Source organism: Thalassospira sp. MIT1004, from assembly GCF_001858545.1.
Taxonomy (GTDB): Bacteria; Pseudomonadota; Alphaproteobacteria; order Rhodospirillales; family Thalassospiraceae; genus Thalassospira; species Thalassospira xiamenensis.
Window position 1 is genome coordinate 95,538 of the sequence record NZ_MCAO01000044.1, and the last position, 16,287, is coordinate 111,824.

A 16,287-nucleotide genomic window follows, 5' to 3' on the forward strand; every position below is an offset into this window, starting at 1 on the left:
ACCGAAACATGAGGCCATTGTCATGCAGGTAGCCCAACAGATTAGCGATATCCTGACCGCGGAATTCGCCCCCGAGAAACTCGAAATCATCGATGATTCGTCAAAGCATGCCGGTCATTCAGGCGCCGACCCACGCGGAGAGTCGCATTTTTCCGTACTGGTCGTTTCCCAAAAATTTGATGGCGAGAACCGCGTCAATCGCCAGCGGCTGGTTTACGCAGCCCTTGATCAGCTTCTGAAAGATCGCGTTCACGCGCTGGCTTTGAAAACCATGACACCTTCCGAATATGCAGCGGCTGCGACCCAAAAATAACCAAAGCGTTTATTCCGCATCGTGAAATCAACTTAGACGACCTTTGTTTTTCGGCGCAATAATAGCCCAGAAGCCCGATGCGCAGTCTCCTGCATATGGGGCACGGGCGCCGGTCAAATCTGCGCCCGATACAAACGGGAGGACTAGGTTATGAGAACGCGCCTTATCGGGGCAAGCGTCGCCCTGTTTATGTCTGGAACGGCCTACGCACAGGCCCCCGCTCCGGACAATCTAGAAAAACTCTCCAATTTCCAGTCTACAGGCACCAGCGAGTTCACAAGAATCGAGCAAACCGGTGACTATGCTGACGGCATCAAGAAAACGCTTGAACGCATTACTCTGCCGGACGGTTTCAAGATTGCCCTTTATGCCGTTGTGCCCGATGCCCGCCATATCGCCGTTGGTCCGCAAGGGGTTGTGACATTTGTCGGCACGCGCAAGGACAAGGTCTGGTCGGTAACCGACCGCAACAAGGACCGTGTTGCCGACGAGGTCAAGGACTTCGCCCCGTCCTTGCGGTTCTCCATTCCCAACGGTCCGTGCTTCTCTCCCGATGGCATGCTCTATATAGCAGAGCAAAACAGGGTTCTGACCTTCCCCGCCGCCGAATTTTTCTATGAAAGCCCCGATGTCGCGGCATTCAATGTCGTTAAACAGGGTGAGCTGATTCCACCGTCCGAAGAAAGCTACAATCACACCGCACGTGTTTGCAAAATCGGCCCGGATGGCAAACTTTATATCTCGCTTGGACAACCCTTTAACGTTTCCCCCAAGGACAAGCTTGATCTTTATCGCCAACACGGGATCGGCGGTATTATACGCATCAACATCGATGGAACCGGCCGTGAAGTATACACATACGGGGTCCGGAACTCCGTCGGTCATGACTTCCATCCAGAAACCGGCGAACTATGGTGGACGGACAATCAGGTTGACGGCATGGGCGATGACATTCCGCCCGGCGAAATCAATCACCAGACAGCAGCCGGTCAGCATTTCGGCCATCCCTGGTATGGCGGCGGCAACGTTCGCACAAATGAATATGCCGGTGAAGAAGTACCCTATGATGTCGTGATGCCCGCGGTCGAAACCATTGCACATGCTGCCGACCTTGGCATGTCCTTCTACACGGGCAAGATGTTCCCGGCCAAATACAAGAATGCGATTTTCTCGGCCCAGCACGGATCGTGGAACCGCACCACGCCGGTCGGCGCGCGCGTGATGGTAACCTTTATCGACAGTGACGGCGCGGCCCGCATAGAGCCCTTTGCCGAAGGCTGGATCGATGAAAACGGGGAATATCTTGGCCGCCCGGTTGATGTCGCCCAGCTGCGCGACGGTTCCCTGATTGTATCGGACGACCTTGCCGGTGCCCTGTACCGCATCTGGTACGAGGGGAAATAATGCGGATATTGCTTATCGTGATTCTCGGCGGGCTTTTGCCCGCCGGGGCTTCCTTGGCACAGGACATTGATGCCGGTCGGAAAGTTGCGGGCATATGCCGAACCTGTCACGGTCTGGACGGATTTGCCCGCATACCGATTGCACCGCATATCGGCGGCGAACCCGCGGCATATATCGAAACCCAATTGCGCGCGTTTCGCGATGGCAGCAGGGAACATGAAATGATGACCGTGGTTGCCAGCAGTTTAACCGACCAGCAGATCGCCGACGCCGCGGCCTGGTATAACCATTTTGATGTGACTGCCACACTGCCAGCCGGGAAAAACCCTCATGATGCCCCGGAACTGTGCAGCACCTGCCATGGTTCAAACGGGATTTCGGAAATGCCGGACGTTCCCAACCTTGCCGGTGAAACCAATATCTATCTCGAAACACAGTTAAAAGCGTTCCGAAACGGCAAGCGTAGTCATGACATCATGTCGCCAATTGCAACCGAGCTTGACGATAAAGGAATGCAGACCGCAGCAGACTGGTACAGTGCGATTACGATCAACATCACCGATCCGACCAAACCGAACTGAAACCAAAATCAGCTGTCGGGTCGCAGTGCCCCTGAAACATCAAGGCCAACCGTCATTGCCGCGATAACATCTCCGGTTTCCGGATTGATGATCGGAACCGTAACCTGCGACAGAAAGGCGCGGGTTGATCCATCAAAATAGATGTCGGCGATCTGACTTATATCCGGGTCATGGCTAATGGCGACCTCGAATTTCTGCTCATCTGATTGATCGAAATCGGTCGTCAACCGGTTCATGCCGATAACCGCACCGTTGGTATCGAATACGATTATTTCGGCAATATTGTCGGCGTCGCTTTCCTGAAAGGCCCGCAAGATATCGGAAAGCGGATTTTCAAGGATTTCGGTTGCCTTCGGGCTGGCAATCCCGCCTTCGCTGCCCTGACGCCATTCGCGATCGATTTCGACAATCGCATCAGGCTGAATTTGTGCTCCACCCATTGCGGACCGTACCGCCCCAACAAGTTCCGCATTCGCCGCCATGGCGCGGATCGCCGGTAACTGCTGACGAGTAATCAGATCACGTTCCCAATCCTCAAGCTGCATGGGTAAGGTTTCGCATGCACCCAGCGCCGTATTCAGTGACGCAATCAGCCCGGGATTAAGGCGGGTATATTCCCGCCCAATATAAACAACAAGCGGGGCATATCGTTCGAACTGGACGTTGAACTGATCTTCATGGTTGCCCATGCTGTCGCGCGCGGCCTCGAATGTCTGTTTGTCGACCAAGGCGTATTCAACGCGCCCGGCCAGGACCTGCGAAATCAGGGAGTTGATGGACGGTGCCTTGGCAATTTCCTGATACCCTTGCTCTGCCAGCCATTCTGCTTCGTTGGAGCCAAGGATGGCACCAACAGAAAGCAGACTGTCGGGTGTCGGGCTTGACGCGAAACTGCCCTGTTGTCCGGCAGCTGAAATCCAGACCCATTTTTCAAGTGCTAACGGCAAGGTCGGCTCGGCGTATTCGTCCATGAAGGAGCTGATCCGCGCCAGAAAGAACCCGTCCGCCTGCCCGTTTCGCACCATTTCCCGATTGCGCTGGCGGGGTGCAATCGCGATCCCGTACCCAACCCCGATCCGGTCAAACGCGCAATTCAATACTGCGATGGAATAGCCTCGCAAAATGCCGTTCTGCAATTGCTGATAGGGAGGCTGAAGATTGGTTTGAAGAATGAGGAATGAGTTCTCGTCGGATGAGCCGGTAGAATCCTGTGCTTGTTCCTGCCCCTGTGCGGGAAGGCCTTTCAGCGTAATCACAAACACGCATGCCATCAGGCCAAGCAGCAAAATACAGCTATAGGCCGACGCAAATCGCCCCGAAAGATTTTGTCCTGATGGCTGTGTATGGCGTCTCATGCAACACCTGACATTCACCAAACCCCGTCACCGGTGATATTGGGTGTAATAACAGCGTTACAAGACTGACCGCTTAGTCACCGGTATACATATCGGGCGCAATGCGTTTGACCGCCGCACCGTCACTTCGCCACCCGTGGCAGCTATTCACCAATGGGGATCGGCGCTTTTTCGGCGGGTTTGGCACCGTGCCATCCTTTTCCGCCTGCTTTCGGCGCTCTTCGGCCTCGCGGGCGCGGATCGGAAAGATTGTCTGAAACGCAGTCGTTGCCACCGGTCCCATCAGTTCGGTCAGATGCGTGCATCCGTGAATGCCACCAACCCGTTCGCGAATCTGCTGTTTCAACCCCGGCCCGATCCGAAGTCCGACCAGTGCGGCGTAGTTCGGGGCAATTTCATCACAGGCATTGAACGGGGCATGATCAGTGACGGCTTCAACCGCACTTATCACCATGTCATCCCCGACAGTAATGCGCAGCCACATTTCATGGATCGGTACACCGGCGGGAATTTCGCCGCGGTCGTTATTTTCAAACCCGTATGTCTTGGTATCGGTGATATGGCCTTCGATATCCCAAAGACCGTCCTTGCGACGATATCCGGTGCAGGTAACGTTGCGGGTATGGATATGGTCACGTTCCGCAGGGCTGGATAAGGGCATGGCATATATCTCCTTTACGTAAACGTAAAGACAGTAACTGGCACGTTGTCAACCTTCAAAAACGCAGAACGGCTGATGCGGAACCTCCGCATCAGCCGCCCAAAGCATATTTCATGGACTAAACCTGATTTACGCGACGCCGTAATCGGACCCGAAAATAAACTTTTCGCGTTCGCGCAAATCTTCTTCAAGCTGTGCCTTTACGACATTGAACAGATCGCGGATCGAAACCATGCCGACGACATTTTCCCCATCAAGCACCGGAAGATGTCGGTAGCGGCGCGCACTCATCAATTCAAGGGCATTCATCGCCGTATCGCCGGGTGCAAGTGTATCGGGATTGGCCGTCATAACCTGTTTAAGGGGGGTAGATACCGCATCAAGACCCTTTGCGACAACCCGGTTTACAAGGTCACGCTCTGTAAAGATGCCGGCAAGCCTGGCATTGTTATCGACAATGATCACAGCACCGATCTTGCGTTCAGTCATCATATTAACGGCGTCCATGACCGAGTCTGCTGGGTTCAAGGTTGCAATCGACTGCTCTTTGACCACACCAGGTACGATTTTCGTATCCATGTTTTTCCCTCTGCGGGTTGCTGTTGCCACGTGCCCTGCCCCGATCAGATTGCTGAAAACAACGCATCAAATGCGTCCGGGGCCCTTATTTGCAAGTGGCCCTGCAATCACATCGATCAAGACCTTTGCCGATCATTTTAACCGATAAGTAGATTTAAAAGAACATATTTACACCCAGCAAACAAAACGGGCCGCCCGGTCTCCCGTGCAGCCCGTTTGTTTTGATGCAATCATTGCTAGTTCGTATCGTCGGTTGCGACTTCGCGCACTTCACGTAATTTGATGCGGGTTATCTGATTTCGAATGCGACGCAGAACTTCGAATTCAAGTCCATGGAATCGGAACTGCTGTCCGACATCGGGAATCCGACGGGTTTCATAAAGCAACAACCCGGCAACGGTTGCGGCCTCTTCGTCGGGCAAACGCCAGCCAAAACGACGATTAAGGTCACGAATGGTCACATCACCGCGCACAATGACCGATCCATCGGTTTGCGGCTGAACACCAACAACCTCGACGTCGGTTTCATCGGCGATATCGCCAACAATTTCTTCAAGGATATCTTCAAGCGACACGACGCCTTCGAACGCCCCATATTCATCGACGACAATCGCGAAATGCTCGTGACGTTCCTTGAACGCCTTAAGCTGATCGGCAAGCGTAGTGCTATCGGGGATGAACCAGGGTTCGGAACTCAGCATGCGAACATCTTCTGCCGTTTCAGGCTTTGCCCCGCGGACGATCGCTTTCAGCGCCTCACGCGCATGCAAAACGCCAACGATGTTATCCGGATCCTTGTCATAGATCGGAATACGCGTATGCGGGCTTGCCAGTACCGTATCAAGGATTTCTTCCATCGGGCGCGTGATATCAATCATCTGCACCTTGCGACGATGCACCATGATTTCCCAGACCCCGACATCCTCAAGGTCAAGAACCCCATGCAACATCGTGCGTTCGGCATGATGATCACCAACAACGACGTCATCCGCATGCAATTCAATGGCACCGCGCAATTCACGCTCTCGGTCGGTTCCCGGGCCGTCGCCGCTGCCAAAAAGATGCAGGGTGGCACGTACCAGCACCTGAATGGTCTGGGTAACCGGCGCAAAAACAACAACCAGAATACTCATCGGCCGGGCAACGCGCAGCGCCATGCTGTCTGCATGCTGAAGCGCATAGGTCTTTGGCAGAATTTCAGAAAATATAAGCACAAGTGCCGTCATGGCCGCGGTCGCGTAAACGACACCGCGTTCGCCAAAAAGCTCGATCATGACAGACGTTGCCAAGGCAGATGCCAGAATGTTGACAAGGTTGTTACCCAGCAGAATGGCACCGATCAGCCGCTCCTGATACTGGCGCAACCGGTTGACGATCCCTGCCCGCTGATCTCCATCCTGTTCCTTGTGATGCATGACTGGCTTTGATGCTGCTGTCAGCGCAGTCTCCGAGCCAGAAAAGAAAGCCGAAAGCATCAGCAGGATAAAAATCACGACAATCGTGATTGTCATTCAGGTTCGTCTCCAATGGGTGTACGCAACAGATATTTACTTTGTGCTGTTGCGGCGTATCAGGTCAATCTCTGATCGGGCAAGTCATCAAGTTCACAGTCGCTATTGCCCCGAACTTCTGCCTTAGCCGTGGCAGGAACGGGTAATGGCAGCACGCATTTTCTGAATGTCCATCGCCTTGGATGTAAAAGCCTTGCCGATACCACGCGTCATGACAAACGTGATTTCACCGTCACGAACTTTTTTATCGCGCGACATATGGCCGATCAAACGATCAATATCCCAATGCATGCCTGGAACTTCGGACGCACATACCGGCAAACCAACCGATTTCAGATGACTTGCAATCCGTTCTTTTTCGCCAGCCGGGGCCATGCCCATTGCCGCACAAACGTCATGGGCGATGACCATCCCCATCGCGACGGCTTCGCCATGCAGAAGCTTTGCGCCGTATCCGGTTTCCGCTTCCAGCGCATGCCCAAATGTGTGGCCCAAATTCAATAGGGCACGTTTCCCGGACTCGCGTTCATCCTGAGACACGATCCGCGCCTTGGCTGCACAACTGCGCATCACGGCTTCGCGGCGCTCCGCACCATCGTTGCTCAAAACGGCTTCGGCGTTCTGTTCAAGCCAGTCAAAGAATTCCGGATCATCAATCAGGCCGTATTTAACAACCTCGGCGTAGCCGGCAAGCATTTCACGGCGCGGCAATGTATCAAGGACCGCCGTATCTGCCAAAACAAGGCGCGGCTGATGGAATGCACCGACAAGGTTTTTGCCCGATTTCGAATTGATGCCTGTTTTGCCACCAACCGAACTGTCGACCTGTGAAAGCAGGGTTGTCGGAATTTGAACGAAATCAAGACCACGCAAAAGCGACGCTGCAACATAACCCGCAAGATCGCCAACCACCCCACCACCAAGTGCCATGATCAGGGTCGAACGTTCGATCCCCATCGCCAGAATCTGTTCGATAACATCTTCAAATACGGCAAAGCTTTTGGATTTTTCACCGGCAGGAACGATCACTTCGCGATGCGCGATACCCGCCCCGTCAAACGATGCCAGAACCACCGGAAGATGGCGTTCCGCCACCGTCGCGTCACTGATAACGACGACACCGGCCTTTCTGACGAACGGCGCGATATGGCTTGCGGTATCTGCCAAAAGATTGCTTCCGACCAGAATATCATAGCTGCGCGCACCAAGTTCGACGCGCAAAACGTCATGATTTGCCGCAAGAGGAGACGTCTGATTGCTCACCGGATTATATTCCCGTCTTTATCAAATGAACGGCCAAGCAGGGCAATAACCCCGTCGCGCGTTTCTTCCTTGGAGGATTCGTCACAGTCAAAAATGATGTCTGCTCCGGCATAAACCGGATAGCGCGCCTCGATCAGATCGCCAAGAATCTGACGCGGATCGCCATTATTGAGCAGCGGACGATGCGTTCGCCCGCTGGTACGTTGCAGCAACAGATCAAGGTCGGCACGCAACCAGACCGAGACCGATTTTTCCAGAATAAGTTCCCGGGTTTTTTCGCGAATAAACGCACCACCACCGGTCGCAAGCACAAGCGGCTCGCCATCCAGCAGACGCGCGATTACGCGTTCTTCACCTTCGCGAAATGCTTCTTCGCCGTATAGCTTGAAGATGTCGGCAATCGAACAGCCTGCGGCTTCCTCGATTTCACGATCAGCATCAACAAAATCCAGATCAAGTCCCTTGGCGACCATACGTCCGATGCAGCTTTTCCCGGCCCCCATCAGACCGATAAACACCAGCGGTCGGCCTTTCAGCCCTGTCCGGATATTTGCAATCACGTCATCGCGCAAACCCGACTCGGCAATATTGCTCTCCATGATCGGTTTGCAGTCCTGTCTTTAATCCGGTTATCACACAATTTACCCATTTCTTTAGGCCAGCTGCGGCCTGAACGCAAGCAAACCGCGCTGTTCACCGACAAATTCCTTCGTTACACAAGGGATCTGAGCAATTCCGATACGCAGCGAGATTTGCGCACCCGCTGAAAACTTTTGGCCATCGCGTTAACCCTCTGTGAGGACCCGGACCCTAAACTGCCTTTATATCGCCGAATTGGAATGTCAGGGAAAAGGTTCGGGGAACGGGGTTGGAGAAATCACAGGCTGAATTCATGGCTTTGGGCCAAAGCGGTTCGGCTCTGTCTTGCATCTTTTACCGGGCCCCGCATACTGATCTTTGCGCATATAGAACCAACGCACCGAAGTCTGGATAACCATGAAGATAATTTCGCGTCTCATTTTATTGCTGATCATTGCTGTCATCGCTGGTGGCGCAACATTTTTGGTCACTTGGGATATTCCATCGCCAACGACCCAGATGGAAGAAACCATCCCGAATTCGAGGTTCAACTGACATGCGCTTGCGTTCTCGCCTGCTGATGCAATCCTGTTTCGTCACAATGATGGCAGGGACAGGAATCACCTTGCCCATGGCTTTTGCCAACGCGCAGGCACCGGTGCCGCTGTTTTTGAAACAGGAAGCAGAACAGAACGCAAATTCGCAACCGGATGCGACCGCCCCTGCAACAGGCGGCAATTCGGGCCAAAACAGCAATTTTGGTCAGGGTACCGGCACACTACCAGATACATTCCCAAGCGCCCCCGACGCGGTCCAGACGGTTACGTTGCAAGCTGTTGATGCTGAGGCCGTTGGCACACTGGGACGTGAACGTGGAGGATTTGGTGCCGATATGTGGAACGGCACAAGCCGGGAAACGGCGGCACGTCTTCTGACAGATATTCCGGCAATGCCCGCAACGCATACGGGCCGCGACCTTGCACGTCGCCTGTTGTTAAGCATCGCGGCCGTTCCCGATGATCACAAGGAAATCAGCATGCTTGAAACGCGTGCTGCCAAGCTGATCAATATGGGTGAACTGGACGGTGCGATTGATCTGGTCCGCGCCACACCACAAGGGGCACGGGGCTCGCTGCTGGCACAGGCAGAAGTCAATGCTTTGATGATTGCCGGAAAACTTGATGATGCCTGTGCGGCAATCGATGGTTACAGCAACAACTTCGACGATATTTTCTGGCTCAAAGCCGCTGTCATGTGCGCGCTTCATGCCAATGACCGGACATCGGCATCGTTTTCGACAGATCTGGTCCGCGAAATGGAAGGCGAAACCGACAAAACCTTCTTTGGTCTGGTATCAGCCATCCGGAATGGATCGGCCCCGTCGCAAGACATTCTGAACTCGCTGAACACGTTGCGCCCGATCGATATTGCGCTTCTTGAAATCGCCAAGCAAAGCATTCCGACCAATCAGCTTGAAACCGGTAATGCCGCCGCCATTCTGGGCATGATCAATGCGCGTGCAACGTCGACCGATGTGCGCCTTGAAGCCGCCCGCAAAGCTGAAAAACTTGGCCTGATCGAAGCCGCGCAGTTGTGCAAGATTTATAGCGACGTCTCTTTTGACGCAGATGCGATAACCAATGCGCTTGACGATGCCCCCGAAGGGGTGCAGGCCCGCCAATATGCCAAACTGTATCAGGCGGCCGCCAAAAGTGACGTTGCAGCAGTCCGTGCGGAAATCCTTGCTGCCCTTTATGAATCTGCAATCATCAATGGTGATTTCGTTCAGGTATCACGCCTGACGTCCGATCTGCTGACCGATATCCCGGTGAATAGTGATTTTTCGTGGTTTGCGATTGATGCGCTAAAATCCTCGATTGCGGCAAACAATATGGAACGTGCGTCCGGTTGGCTGCAAACCGCCAAAAACAGTTCCAATCCGGGCAACGATATCGAATCCCGTCTGATCCTTCTTTATCCGGTTCTGGCACTTGCCGGACTTGAAGATACCGGAACACAAACCGCCACCGAAATGGCCGACGGGTCGAATGGCAGTGTCACGGTTAATCTGCCCGACGATGAGGCAACAACGCCTGTCCGTTATGGACTGGGCGGTGCTGTAACTCTTACGCCACCAGCCAAAACTTCTGCACCGATGAACGACGCACAGGCCAAACACCGCGCCCGTATGACCGAATGGCAGGAAATGGACGCCGCCCGCGGCGATCAGATTCAGGCAAAACGTGATTCAGAACTGATCTTTAGCCTGTTTGACGGCTTTGGCATTGAAGTCCCGATTGCACTTTGGGATGCGCTTTTGACTGCGCCCTATCTTGATGAACGCCAAACCGGAAGCACGGCAGTCAACCATCATCTGGAATCCGCAGCAATGAATATGCAGCGCGGCAAAACCGTCGCCCTTGCCATTCATGCGCAGCAGGTTGCAGGGGTTCCCAACGGTGATCCGAAGGATCTTTCGGACGCGGTTGCCGCACTCAACCATATCGGGCTTAACCGCGAGGCGCGCCGTCTTGCCGTCGAAATCCTGATGGCTCGAAGCCAATAACGGACAGATATCGTGGCACAACCGCTTAATAGCAATCTTGTCGCGGCCTTTCTGGAAATGATGGCAGCAGAACGTGGAGCAAGCATTCATACGCTCGACGCGTATCGCCGTGATCTGGAAGATTATGTTGCAAGTCTGAAAACGCAAAAATCGGACCTGATCGGTGCGCAGGACATCCATGTCCGGAAATATATGGCATCGCTTGGCGATGCAGGTTTGGCGCCGCGAACCCAGGCCCGTCGACTGTCCGCCGTCCGGCAGTTCCACAAATTCCTTTATGCCGATGGATATCGCAATGACGATCCATCTGCCCATATCGACAGCCCCAGGCAGGGCAATACATTGCCAAAATTCCTGACCATTGATGAAATTGATCGACTGATTGTCACCGCCACCAATCATGACGGCATCAAGGGCAAACGCCTTCTGGCGATGGTAGAACTGATGTATGCCACTGGCATGCGCGTCTCCGAACTGGTTGAACTGCCTTTTGCCGCTGCAGCGCGTGACCCGCAAATGCTGATCGTTCGGGGCAAGGGAAACAAGGAGCGGCTCGTCCCGCTGTCCGATCCTGCCCGTGATGCCTTAAGGGATTATCTTGAAGTCCGGGCATTGTTTATTCCGGTCACCAAGGCAAACCAGCCCGGCCAATCACCCTATCTGTTTCCGTCGCGCGGCAAATCGGGTCATCTGACGCGCCAGATGTTCCTCAATATGGTCAAGGACCTTGCCGCCGAGGCCGGAATTGCCCCGTCACGGGTTTCCCCGCACGTCTTGCGTCATTCCTTTGCCAGCCACCTTCTGGCAAACGGGGCCGATTTGCGCAGCCTGCAACAGATGCTGGGCCATTCGGATATTTCAACGACACAAATCTATACCCACGTCCTCGAATCGCGTTTACGCGGCCTTGTGCAGGAACACCATCCACTTGCTCAACTGCAACGTAGCTGACTTCGCCCGCCGGAATCACAAAATTTGTCTAGCTCTCTGTATAAGAAACCTCGACCAAATGCTGTGAAAAGTGTCGGTTTTCTGCGGATGTCATATATTCGTAACTGTACTGTCATCAGGTTGTTGCCGATCCTGCGTTAGGAGCTTTGCATGTACCGTGATGCTCCTGCCGTTCAGAGGATTCAGTAAATTTTTCAAGATCGGGGAATAGCCTTGGCATTTGATGCGGAGGATGAACTGACCGCGGACAGAGCTGCCGGCTCGGCACTCCGCCTTCGGAACTGGAAGCAGATCGTCGAAAAAGTCGACTTTGCCTTTCAACCGATCGTCAACCCGCATACCGGCCACATATTTGGCTACGAAGCGCTTTTGCGTCGCTGGGAAGACAGCGGCTTTGAGTCGATCCAGTCCCTTTTCGATACCGCCTGGGAAACCGGAAACCTGCACGGTGTGGATATGATGCTGCGCGAGAAGGCGATTGCAAAATTCGCGCGTCTGCCCGAAGCCCGCCGTTTAAAGCTTTTCTATAATTTTGACAGTCGCGTTGTCCGCACCCGGGATTATCAGCCCGGTCGCACCGCGGAACTCTTGCGCAATGCCGGACTTGAACGCGACACCATCTTTCTTGAAATTTCCGAACGGCACGACATCAGCAACGCTCAGTACCTTCAGGATATCCTGCTGCGATATCGCAGTCAGGGTTTCAAGGTAGCAATTGATGATTACGGCAGTGGCTTTGCCCAGTTGCGCGCCCTGTATGAATGCGAACCCGACATTATCAAGATTGACAGGTTTTTCATCGACGGCATTGATCGCGACCGGCGCAAGGAACTGTTTGTATCGCAGATCACCGCTTTCGCGCACATGATTGCCGCACAGGTTGTCGCCGAAGGCGTTGAAACCCGAGAGGAATTTCTGTGCTGTCGCCGGATCGGGTGCGATCTGGTTCAGGGTTTTTTCATCGCGCGGCCATCTGTCGATTTACCAGAACGTACCGACATTGTGCCTGCCATTTCCGGTGTTTCACTGGAAAACCGGCGCGGTGTTGAACGTGATGGTGATGTGCTGCGGTCATATCTTCTTGAAACACCACCAATCGAAAACAATATCAACCCGGTCGAGATTCTATCCTATTTCCAGAAAAATACCGACATTGCCATCGCTCCGGTCATCAACCGGCAAGGCGAACCGCTTGGCGTTATCCGGGACTCTGATTTCAAGGCATTCATCTATACCCCGTTCGGACGCGAGCTTTTGCAAAATCCGGCGAACCGAACCAATATCAGCCGGTTTTTACGCCGCTGCCCGATTGCCGATATCAATACCAGTCTGTCAGAACTGCTTGAAACCTTTGTCGCGGCAAACTCGCTTGATGGTGTGATCCTGACTGAAAAGGGGGTTTACCTTGGCGTGCTTGATCAAAGTGCCCTGCTGCGCGCGGTTAATGAACGCAATACGCTAAATGCACGCGATGAAAATCCGCTGACCCGTCTTCCGGGAAACAGTGCGATTTATCGCTATGCGGCCAACGCACTTGCCAAACCGCGCCGCCGTCGCTTTGCCGTTTACTTTGATTTCGACAATTTCAAACCCTTCAACGACCTTTACGGTTTCCGGCAAGGTGATCGCGCCATACTGCTTTTCAAGGATATATTGGGCAAAGCGCTAAGCCAGAATGACTGGTTTGTTGGTCACATAGGCGGCGATGATTTCTTTGCCTATGTCCAGTCAATTGACTTCGAGGATGCCGTAAGTGCGGTTCAACGTGCCCAATCCATGTTCGATGAACAGATCAAAAGCTTCTATGACGCCCAAACCCGCGATCAGGGTTACCTGATTGGCAAGGGGCGCAACGGTGAAAGCAGCGAATTTCCTTTGATGACGGTTAGTGCGGCATTGGTACGTATCCCGCCGGAACGCACAGACATTACGCTTGACCATATCTCGATCGAGGCCGCGAAACTCAAAACGATTGCCAAAAATAGCGTGACCCGCTTTGCCGCAGGCCATTATGACGCTCCGGACAATATCGCGCCGATGATACAGGAACCCGGATAACAGGCGATACGCGTTATCGTTGCAAATAACGCTTTTCTTTAAAATCACTGACGCTAAAATCCGGAAAATGCAGCACACCTGTTTTGCCGCCCGTCATAACAAATGTAGCGAGCCGTCCTGCCATCATGGTCAGCGTTACCAGCACTTCTGAAATTCTGCCGCCGATTCCGGTCCGCCCGGCAAGTCCGGTGTCGCCACGTGCATCCCAGACGCAGCAGGAACAGAAGCAATCCGTCGAGCAGGTCGCAAACTCGATCCAGCTTTCTGACGAAGAAATCGAACGCGTTCAGCGTGCCGCGGAAACAGCCCGCAATGAACGCCGGTTTCAGGATGGCCAGACTGCCCTGACACTTGAAAATAATCAGGCCGATGATGCCGCCAACAGCTACGGAGCCAACGGGAAGTCCAGTCACACCTTCGCTAGCGGTGCCAACAACCGTGGCAGCCTTGTTGATTTCTACGTCTAAACTGACAGCAACGATAACCCGGCCTTAAAGCCCAAGGGTACGTTTCCACCCATCCCAGTTCCAGATCAGTTCGGCAATCCGGTCATAACCGGCCCGGTCCGGGTGATAGCCATCCCCACGACGAAGCGCGCGCTGCCAATCCTGATCGGCAAGCGTCGTTGCATGAAGATCAAGATAAGGCACGTCAAACCCCCGCGCCGTTTCGGCATATATCTGGTTTAGCCCTTCAAGGCGTTCGTTGATTTCCTTACTAGACTTGCCGCCGTCAATAACTGCCTGCGGTCCGATCCATAAGGTCGGTGCCAATTTGGATGCTTCGCCTATGATCTCTGCTGCATTTGCCGCCGATTTGGCGGGGGAAACCCGCATGGTGGTTTCCTCGCCACGGTCTTCGGCATGGTTGGCGTCATTCACACCAAAACTAAACATTAAAACCGTCGGGAATTCCGGCACCATGCGAAGTTCGGCCTCAAACTTCCAACGGGCTTTCAAACCCTCGCTGGTTTCGGCACGAATGCCCAGATTATAGATCGTCGTTTCGCGCTTGGCCTCGTCCAGCAACCGGCGGCCTAGCCGTATTGGCCAACCGCCTTTATCCCCGTCGCGCACGCCATTGACCAGACTGTCCCCAAAACAGCAAATGCGATGACCTGTAACACCTTCGGTCATGATTACTCCTGCAACTTTGCGGCATTCTGCGCCGCCAAATAATTCATCAGTTCCTCGCGACCGGGCGCAAAGGCATTTGCAATCCAGTATTCTTCCGCCATCTTCAATAACCAGCCCATTGTCGGCCCGGCGGTCACAAGACCCGCTGCGAGAAGATCCCGCCCCTGAATTGGCATTTTAACATCGACCCAGTCTGTTGCCGCCTGCAACAAAGCTTGCCAATCGCGGTTTTCGGCACTGCTGGCCCGTGGCGGGATCGCCGCACGCGCCGCCCAGGCAATCAAAACCGCATCGCGAAAGGCATCCGGCCCGATGCGATAAAGATCACGCCGGATCGTATCCTCGGACAAATCGGCACTGATAAGATTGGCATTGGAAATCATTGCCGCGAAACGGTCAGCTTCGTCGTTGGACAATCTCAATGCCCTGCCAAATTCGGTTGCCGCCTGCAAATCGTCATCAGCATTTTCCGGCGCACGGTACAAGGCCGCCAGACGGCGCAACGGATCGGGCTTGATTGCAGAATCGGCAAGAGCCGTGCTATCAAGCCATTCCATCATGCGAAGTCGCGGTGTATCTGCCAAATCCGGCAAGATAACCGGCAACACATTAAAGCCGATCATTTCCTTAATCGTGGCTGCCGGGCTGCGTGAACGCAGCAATTTAAACATCTCATCGCGAATACGCTCGGGTGAAATATCCCGAAGCCCTTGCGCCCCCTTGCGGCATGCTTCCGCACCAATCGGGTCAAGTGGTGGTCGACCAAACCATGCCTGAAACCTGAAAAATCGCAGAATACGAAGGTAGTCTTCTTCAATCCGGTCTTCGGCAATACCGATGAACCGTACCCGGCCTTCGCGCAAATCCGTTTCACCGTCAAACGGATCATAGATCGTCCCGTCCAGATCGCAATAAAGCGCATTGAATGTAAAATCACGACGTCTGGCATCGCCAAGCCAGCTATCAGTAAAGGCGACTTCTGCATGACGGCCATCGGTCGTGACATCAATGCGCAGCGTCGTGATTTCATAGGCCGATGCATCAGTTATCGCCGTCACCGTGCCGTGCTTAAGCCCGGTAGGGATAACTTTGAGCCCCGCCTTTTCAAGGGCAATAACGGTTTCTTCCGGCTTCAGGTCGCACGCGATATCCACATCGATCAGATCACGTTTCAAAAGCGCATCGCGTACGATCCCGCCAACAAAGCGGGCCGTGCCACCATGTGCTGCAATCGCATCAAATACACGTGCTGTGTCGGGATGCGTCATCACCCCGTAGGGCTGCAGATGCCCGGTTGCTGTCAGTTCGGTCATCGGTAAATCTTTGCTGG

The 16,287-nt window shown here is 53.9% G+C and carries 15 protein-coding genes; 7 read left to right on the top strand and 8 right to left on the bottom strand.

Annotation, left to right across the window (positions count from 1 at the left end; translation table 11 throughout):
- Positions 1-22: 22 nt before the first annotated feature.
- The 3 genes from BC440_RS17915 (at position 23) to BC440_RS17925 (ending at position 2,298) form a co-directional block, all read left to right on the top strand.
- Positions 23-313 carry a BolA family protein gene (locus BC440_RS17915; protein ID WP_040060428.1) on the top strand — a complete coding sequence of 97 codons (291 nt, stop codon included), beginning with the start codon at positions 23-25 and terminating at the stop codon, positions 311-313.
- A 150-nt stretch (positions 314-463) separates the two neighbouring features.
- A complete protein-coding gene (locus BC440_RS17920) occupies positions 464-1,717 on the top strand; it encodes a PQQ-dependent sugar dehydrogenase (RefSeq protein ID WP_071240830.1) in 1,254 nt (417 codons plus the stop codon).
- Positions 1,717-2,298, top strand: a complete 582-nt coding sequence (locus tag BC440_RS17925; protein WP_071240831.1) for a c-type cytochrome — start codon at positions 1,717-1,719, stop codon at positions 2,296-2,298. The genes BC440_RS17920 and BC440_RS17925 overlap by 1 nt, the downstream gene beginning before the upstream one ends.
- Positions 2,299-2,306: 8 nt before the next feature.
- On the opposite strand, the gene BC440_RS17930 is transcribed toward BC440_RS17925, so the two are convergent.
- From BC440_RS17930 to BC440_RS17955, 6 genes are all read right to left on the bottom strand, one after another.
- Positions 2,307-3,653 (bottom strand): hypothetical protein, encoded by a 1,347-nt coding sequence (locus BC440_RS17930; RefSeq protein WP_071240832.1) that lies wholly within the window; start codon positions 3,651-3,653, stop codon positions 2,307-2,309.
- Between the two features lie 73 nt (positions 3,654-3,726).
- Positions 3,727-4,314 (bottom strand): DUF2889 domain-containing protein, encoded by a 588-nt coding sequence (locus tag BC440_RS17935; protein ID WP_037990562.1) that lies wholly within the window; start codon positions 4,312-4,314, stop codon positions 3,727-3,729.
- Between the two features lie 129 nt (positions 4,315-4,443).
- A complete protein-coding gene (locus tag BC440_RS17940) occupies positions 4,444-4,893 on the bottom strand; it encodes a CBS domain-containing protein (RefSeq protein WP_071240833.1) in 450 nt (149 codons plus the stop codon).
- 236 nt (positions 4,894-5,129) lie between these two features.
- Complete coding sequence (locus BC440_RS17945; RefSeq protein ID WP_007089045.1) at positions 5,130-6,404, bottom strand: HlyC/CorC family transporter; 1,275 nt, start codon at positions 6,402-6,404, stop codon at positions 5,130-5,132.
- Positions 6,405-6,527: 123 nt separating this feature from the next.
- Positions 6,528-7,667: a 3-dehydroquinate synthase gene (gene aroB, locus BC440_RS17950; protein ID WP_037990560.1), complete on the bottom strand. Its 1,140-nt coding sequence runs from the start codon at positions 7,665-7,667 to the stop codon at positions 6,528-6,530.
- Positions 7,664-8,266 (bottom strand): shikimate kinase, encoded by a 603-nt coding sequence (locus BC440_RS17955; RefSeq protein WP_071240834.1) that lies wholly within the window; start codon positions 8,264-8,266, stop codon positions 7,664-7,666. Before BC440_RS17955 ends, aroB begins: the two co-directional genes overlap by 4 nt.
- 611 nt (positions 8,267-8,877) lie before the next feature.
- On the opposite strand from BC440_RS17955, the gene BC440_RS17965 reads away from it, so the two are divergent.
- From BC440_RS17965 to BC440_RS17980, 4 genes are all read left to right on the top strand, one after another.
- The gene (locus BC440_RS17965) at positions 8,878-10,812 is read left to right on the top strand and encodes an antifreeze glycopeptide (protein WP_071240835.1); all 1,935 of its coding nucleotides are present in this window, start codon (positions 8,878-8,880) and stop codon (positions 10,810-10,812) included.
- A gap of 12 nt (positions 10,813-10,824) precedes the next feature.
- Positions 10,825-11,763, top strand: coding sequence for a site-specific tyrosine recombinase XerD (gene xerD / locus BC440_RS17970; protein ID WP_083379421.1), 939 nt, complete (start codon positions 10,825-10,827; stop codon positions 11,761-11,763).
- Positions 11,764-11,976: 213 nt separating this feature from the next.
- Complete coding sequence (locus tag BC440_RS17975; RefSeq protein WP_071240836.1) at positions 11,977-13,821, top strand: GGDEF domain-containing protein; 1,845 nt, start codon at positions 11,977-11,979, stop codon at positions 13,819-13,821.
- Positions 13,822-13,946: 125 nt separating this feature from the next.
- A complete protein-coding gene (locus tag BC440_RS17980) occupies positions 13,947-14,288 on the top strand; it encodes a hypothetical protein (protein ID WP_071240837.1) in 342 nt (113 codons plus the stop codon).
- Between the two features lie 24 nt (positions 14,289-14,312).
- Here the strand turns inward: BC440_RS17980 and BC440_RS17985 are convergent, their stop codons facing one another.
- Both BC440_RS17985 and BC440_RS17990 read right to left on the bottom strand, forming a co-directional pair.
- Positions 14,313-14,957 (bottom strand): GDSL-type esterase/lipase family protein, encoded by a 645-nt coding sequence (locus tag BC440_RS17985; RefSeq protein WP_037990554.1) that lies wholly within the window; start codon positions 14,955-14,957, stop codon positions 14,313-14,315.
- Positions 14,958-14,959: 2 nt separating this feature from the next.
- Positions 14,960-16,270 carry a CCA tRNA nucleotidyltransferase gene (locus BC440_RS17990; protein ID WP_071240838.1) on the bottom strand — a complete coding sequence of 437 codons (1,311 nt, stop codon included), beginning with the start codon at positions 16,268-16,270 and terminating at the stop codon, positions 14,960-14,962.
- Positions 16,271-16,287: the final 17 nt, after the last annotated feature.

Bases quoted from the DNA above. Each gene is read 5' to 3' on its own strand.
- BC440_RS17915 (WP_040060428.1), top strand. From the start codon at position 23: ATGCAGGTAGCCCAACAGATTAGCGATATCCTGACCGCGGAATTCGCC.
- BC440_RS17920 (WP_071240830.1), top strand. From the start codon at position 464: ATGAGAACGCGCCTTATCGGGGCAAGCGTCGCCCTGTTTATGTCTGGA.
- BC440_RS17925 (WP_071240831.1), top strand. From the start codon at position 1,717: ATGCGGATATTGCTTATCGTGATTCTCGGCGGGCTTTTGCCCGCCGGG.
- BC440_RS17930 (WP_071240832.1), bottom strand. From the start codon at position 3,653: ATGAGACGCCATACACAGCCATCAGGACAAAATCTTTCGGGGCGATTT.
- BC440_RS17935 (WP_037990562.1), bottom strand. From the start codon at position 4,314: ATGCCCTTATCCAGCCCTGCGGAACGTGACCATATCCATACCCGCAAC.
- BC440_RS17940 (WP_071240833.1), bottom strand. From the start codon at position 4,893: ATGGATACGAAAATCGTACCTGGTGTGGTCAAAGAGCAGTCGATTGCA.
- BC440_RS17945 (WP_007089045.1), bottom strand. From the start codon at position 6,404: ATGACAATCACGATTGTCGTGATTTTTATCCTGCTGATGCTTTCGGCT.
- BC440_RS17955 (WP_071240834.1), bottom strand. From the start codon at position 8,266: ATGGAGAGCAATATTGCCGAGTCGGGTTTGCGCGATGACGTGATTGCA.
- BC440_RS17965 (WP_071240835.1), top strand. From the start codon at position 8,878: ATGGCTTTTGCCAACGCGCAGGCACCGGTGCCGCTGTTTTTGAAACAG.
- BC440_RS17980 (WP_071240837.1), top strand. From the start codon at position 13,947: ATGGTCAGCGTTACCAGCACTTCTGAAATTCTGCCGCCGATTCCGGTC.
- BC440_RS17985 (WP_037990554.1), bottom strand. From the start codon at position 14,957: ATGACCGAAGGTGTTACAGGTCATCGCATTTGCTGTTTTGGGGACAGT.
- BC440_RS17990 (WP_071240838.1), bottom strand. From the start codon at position 16,270: ATGACCGAACTGACAGCAACCGGGCATCTGCAGCCCTACGGGGTGATG.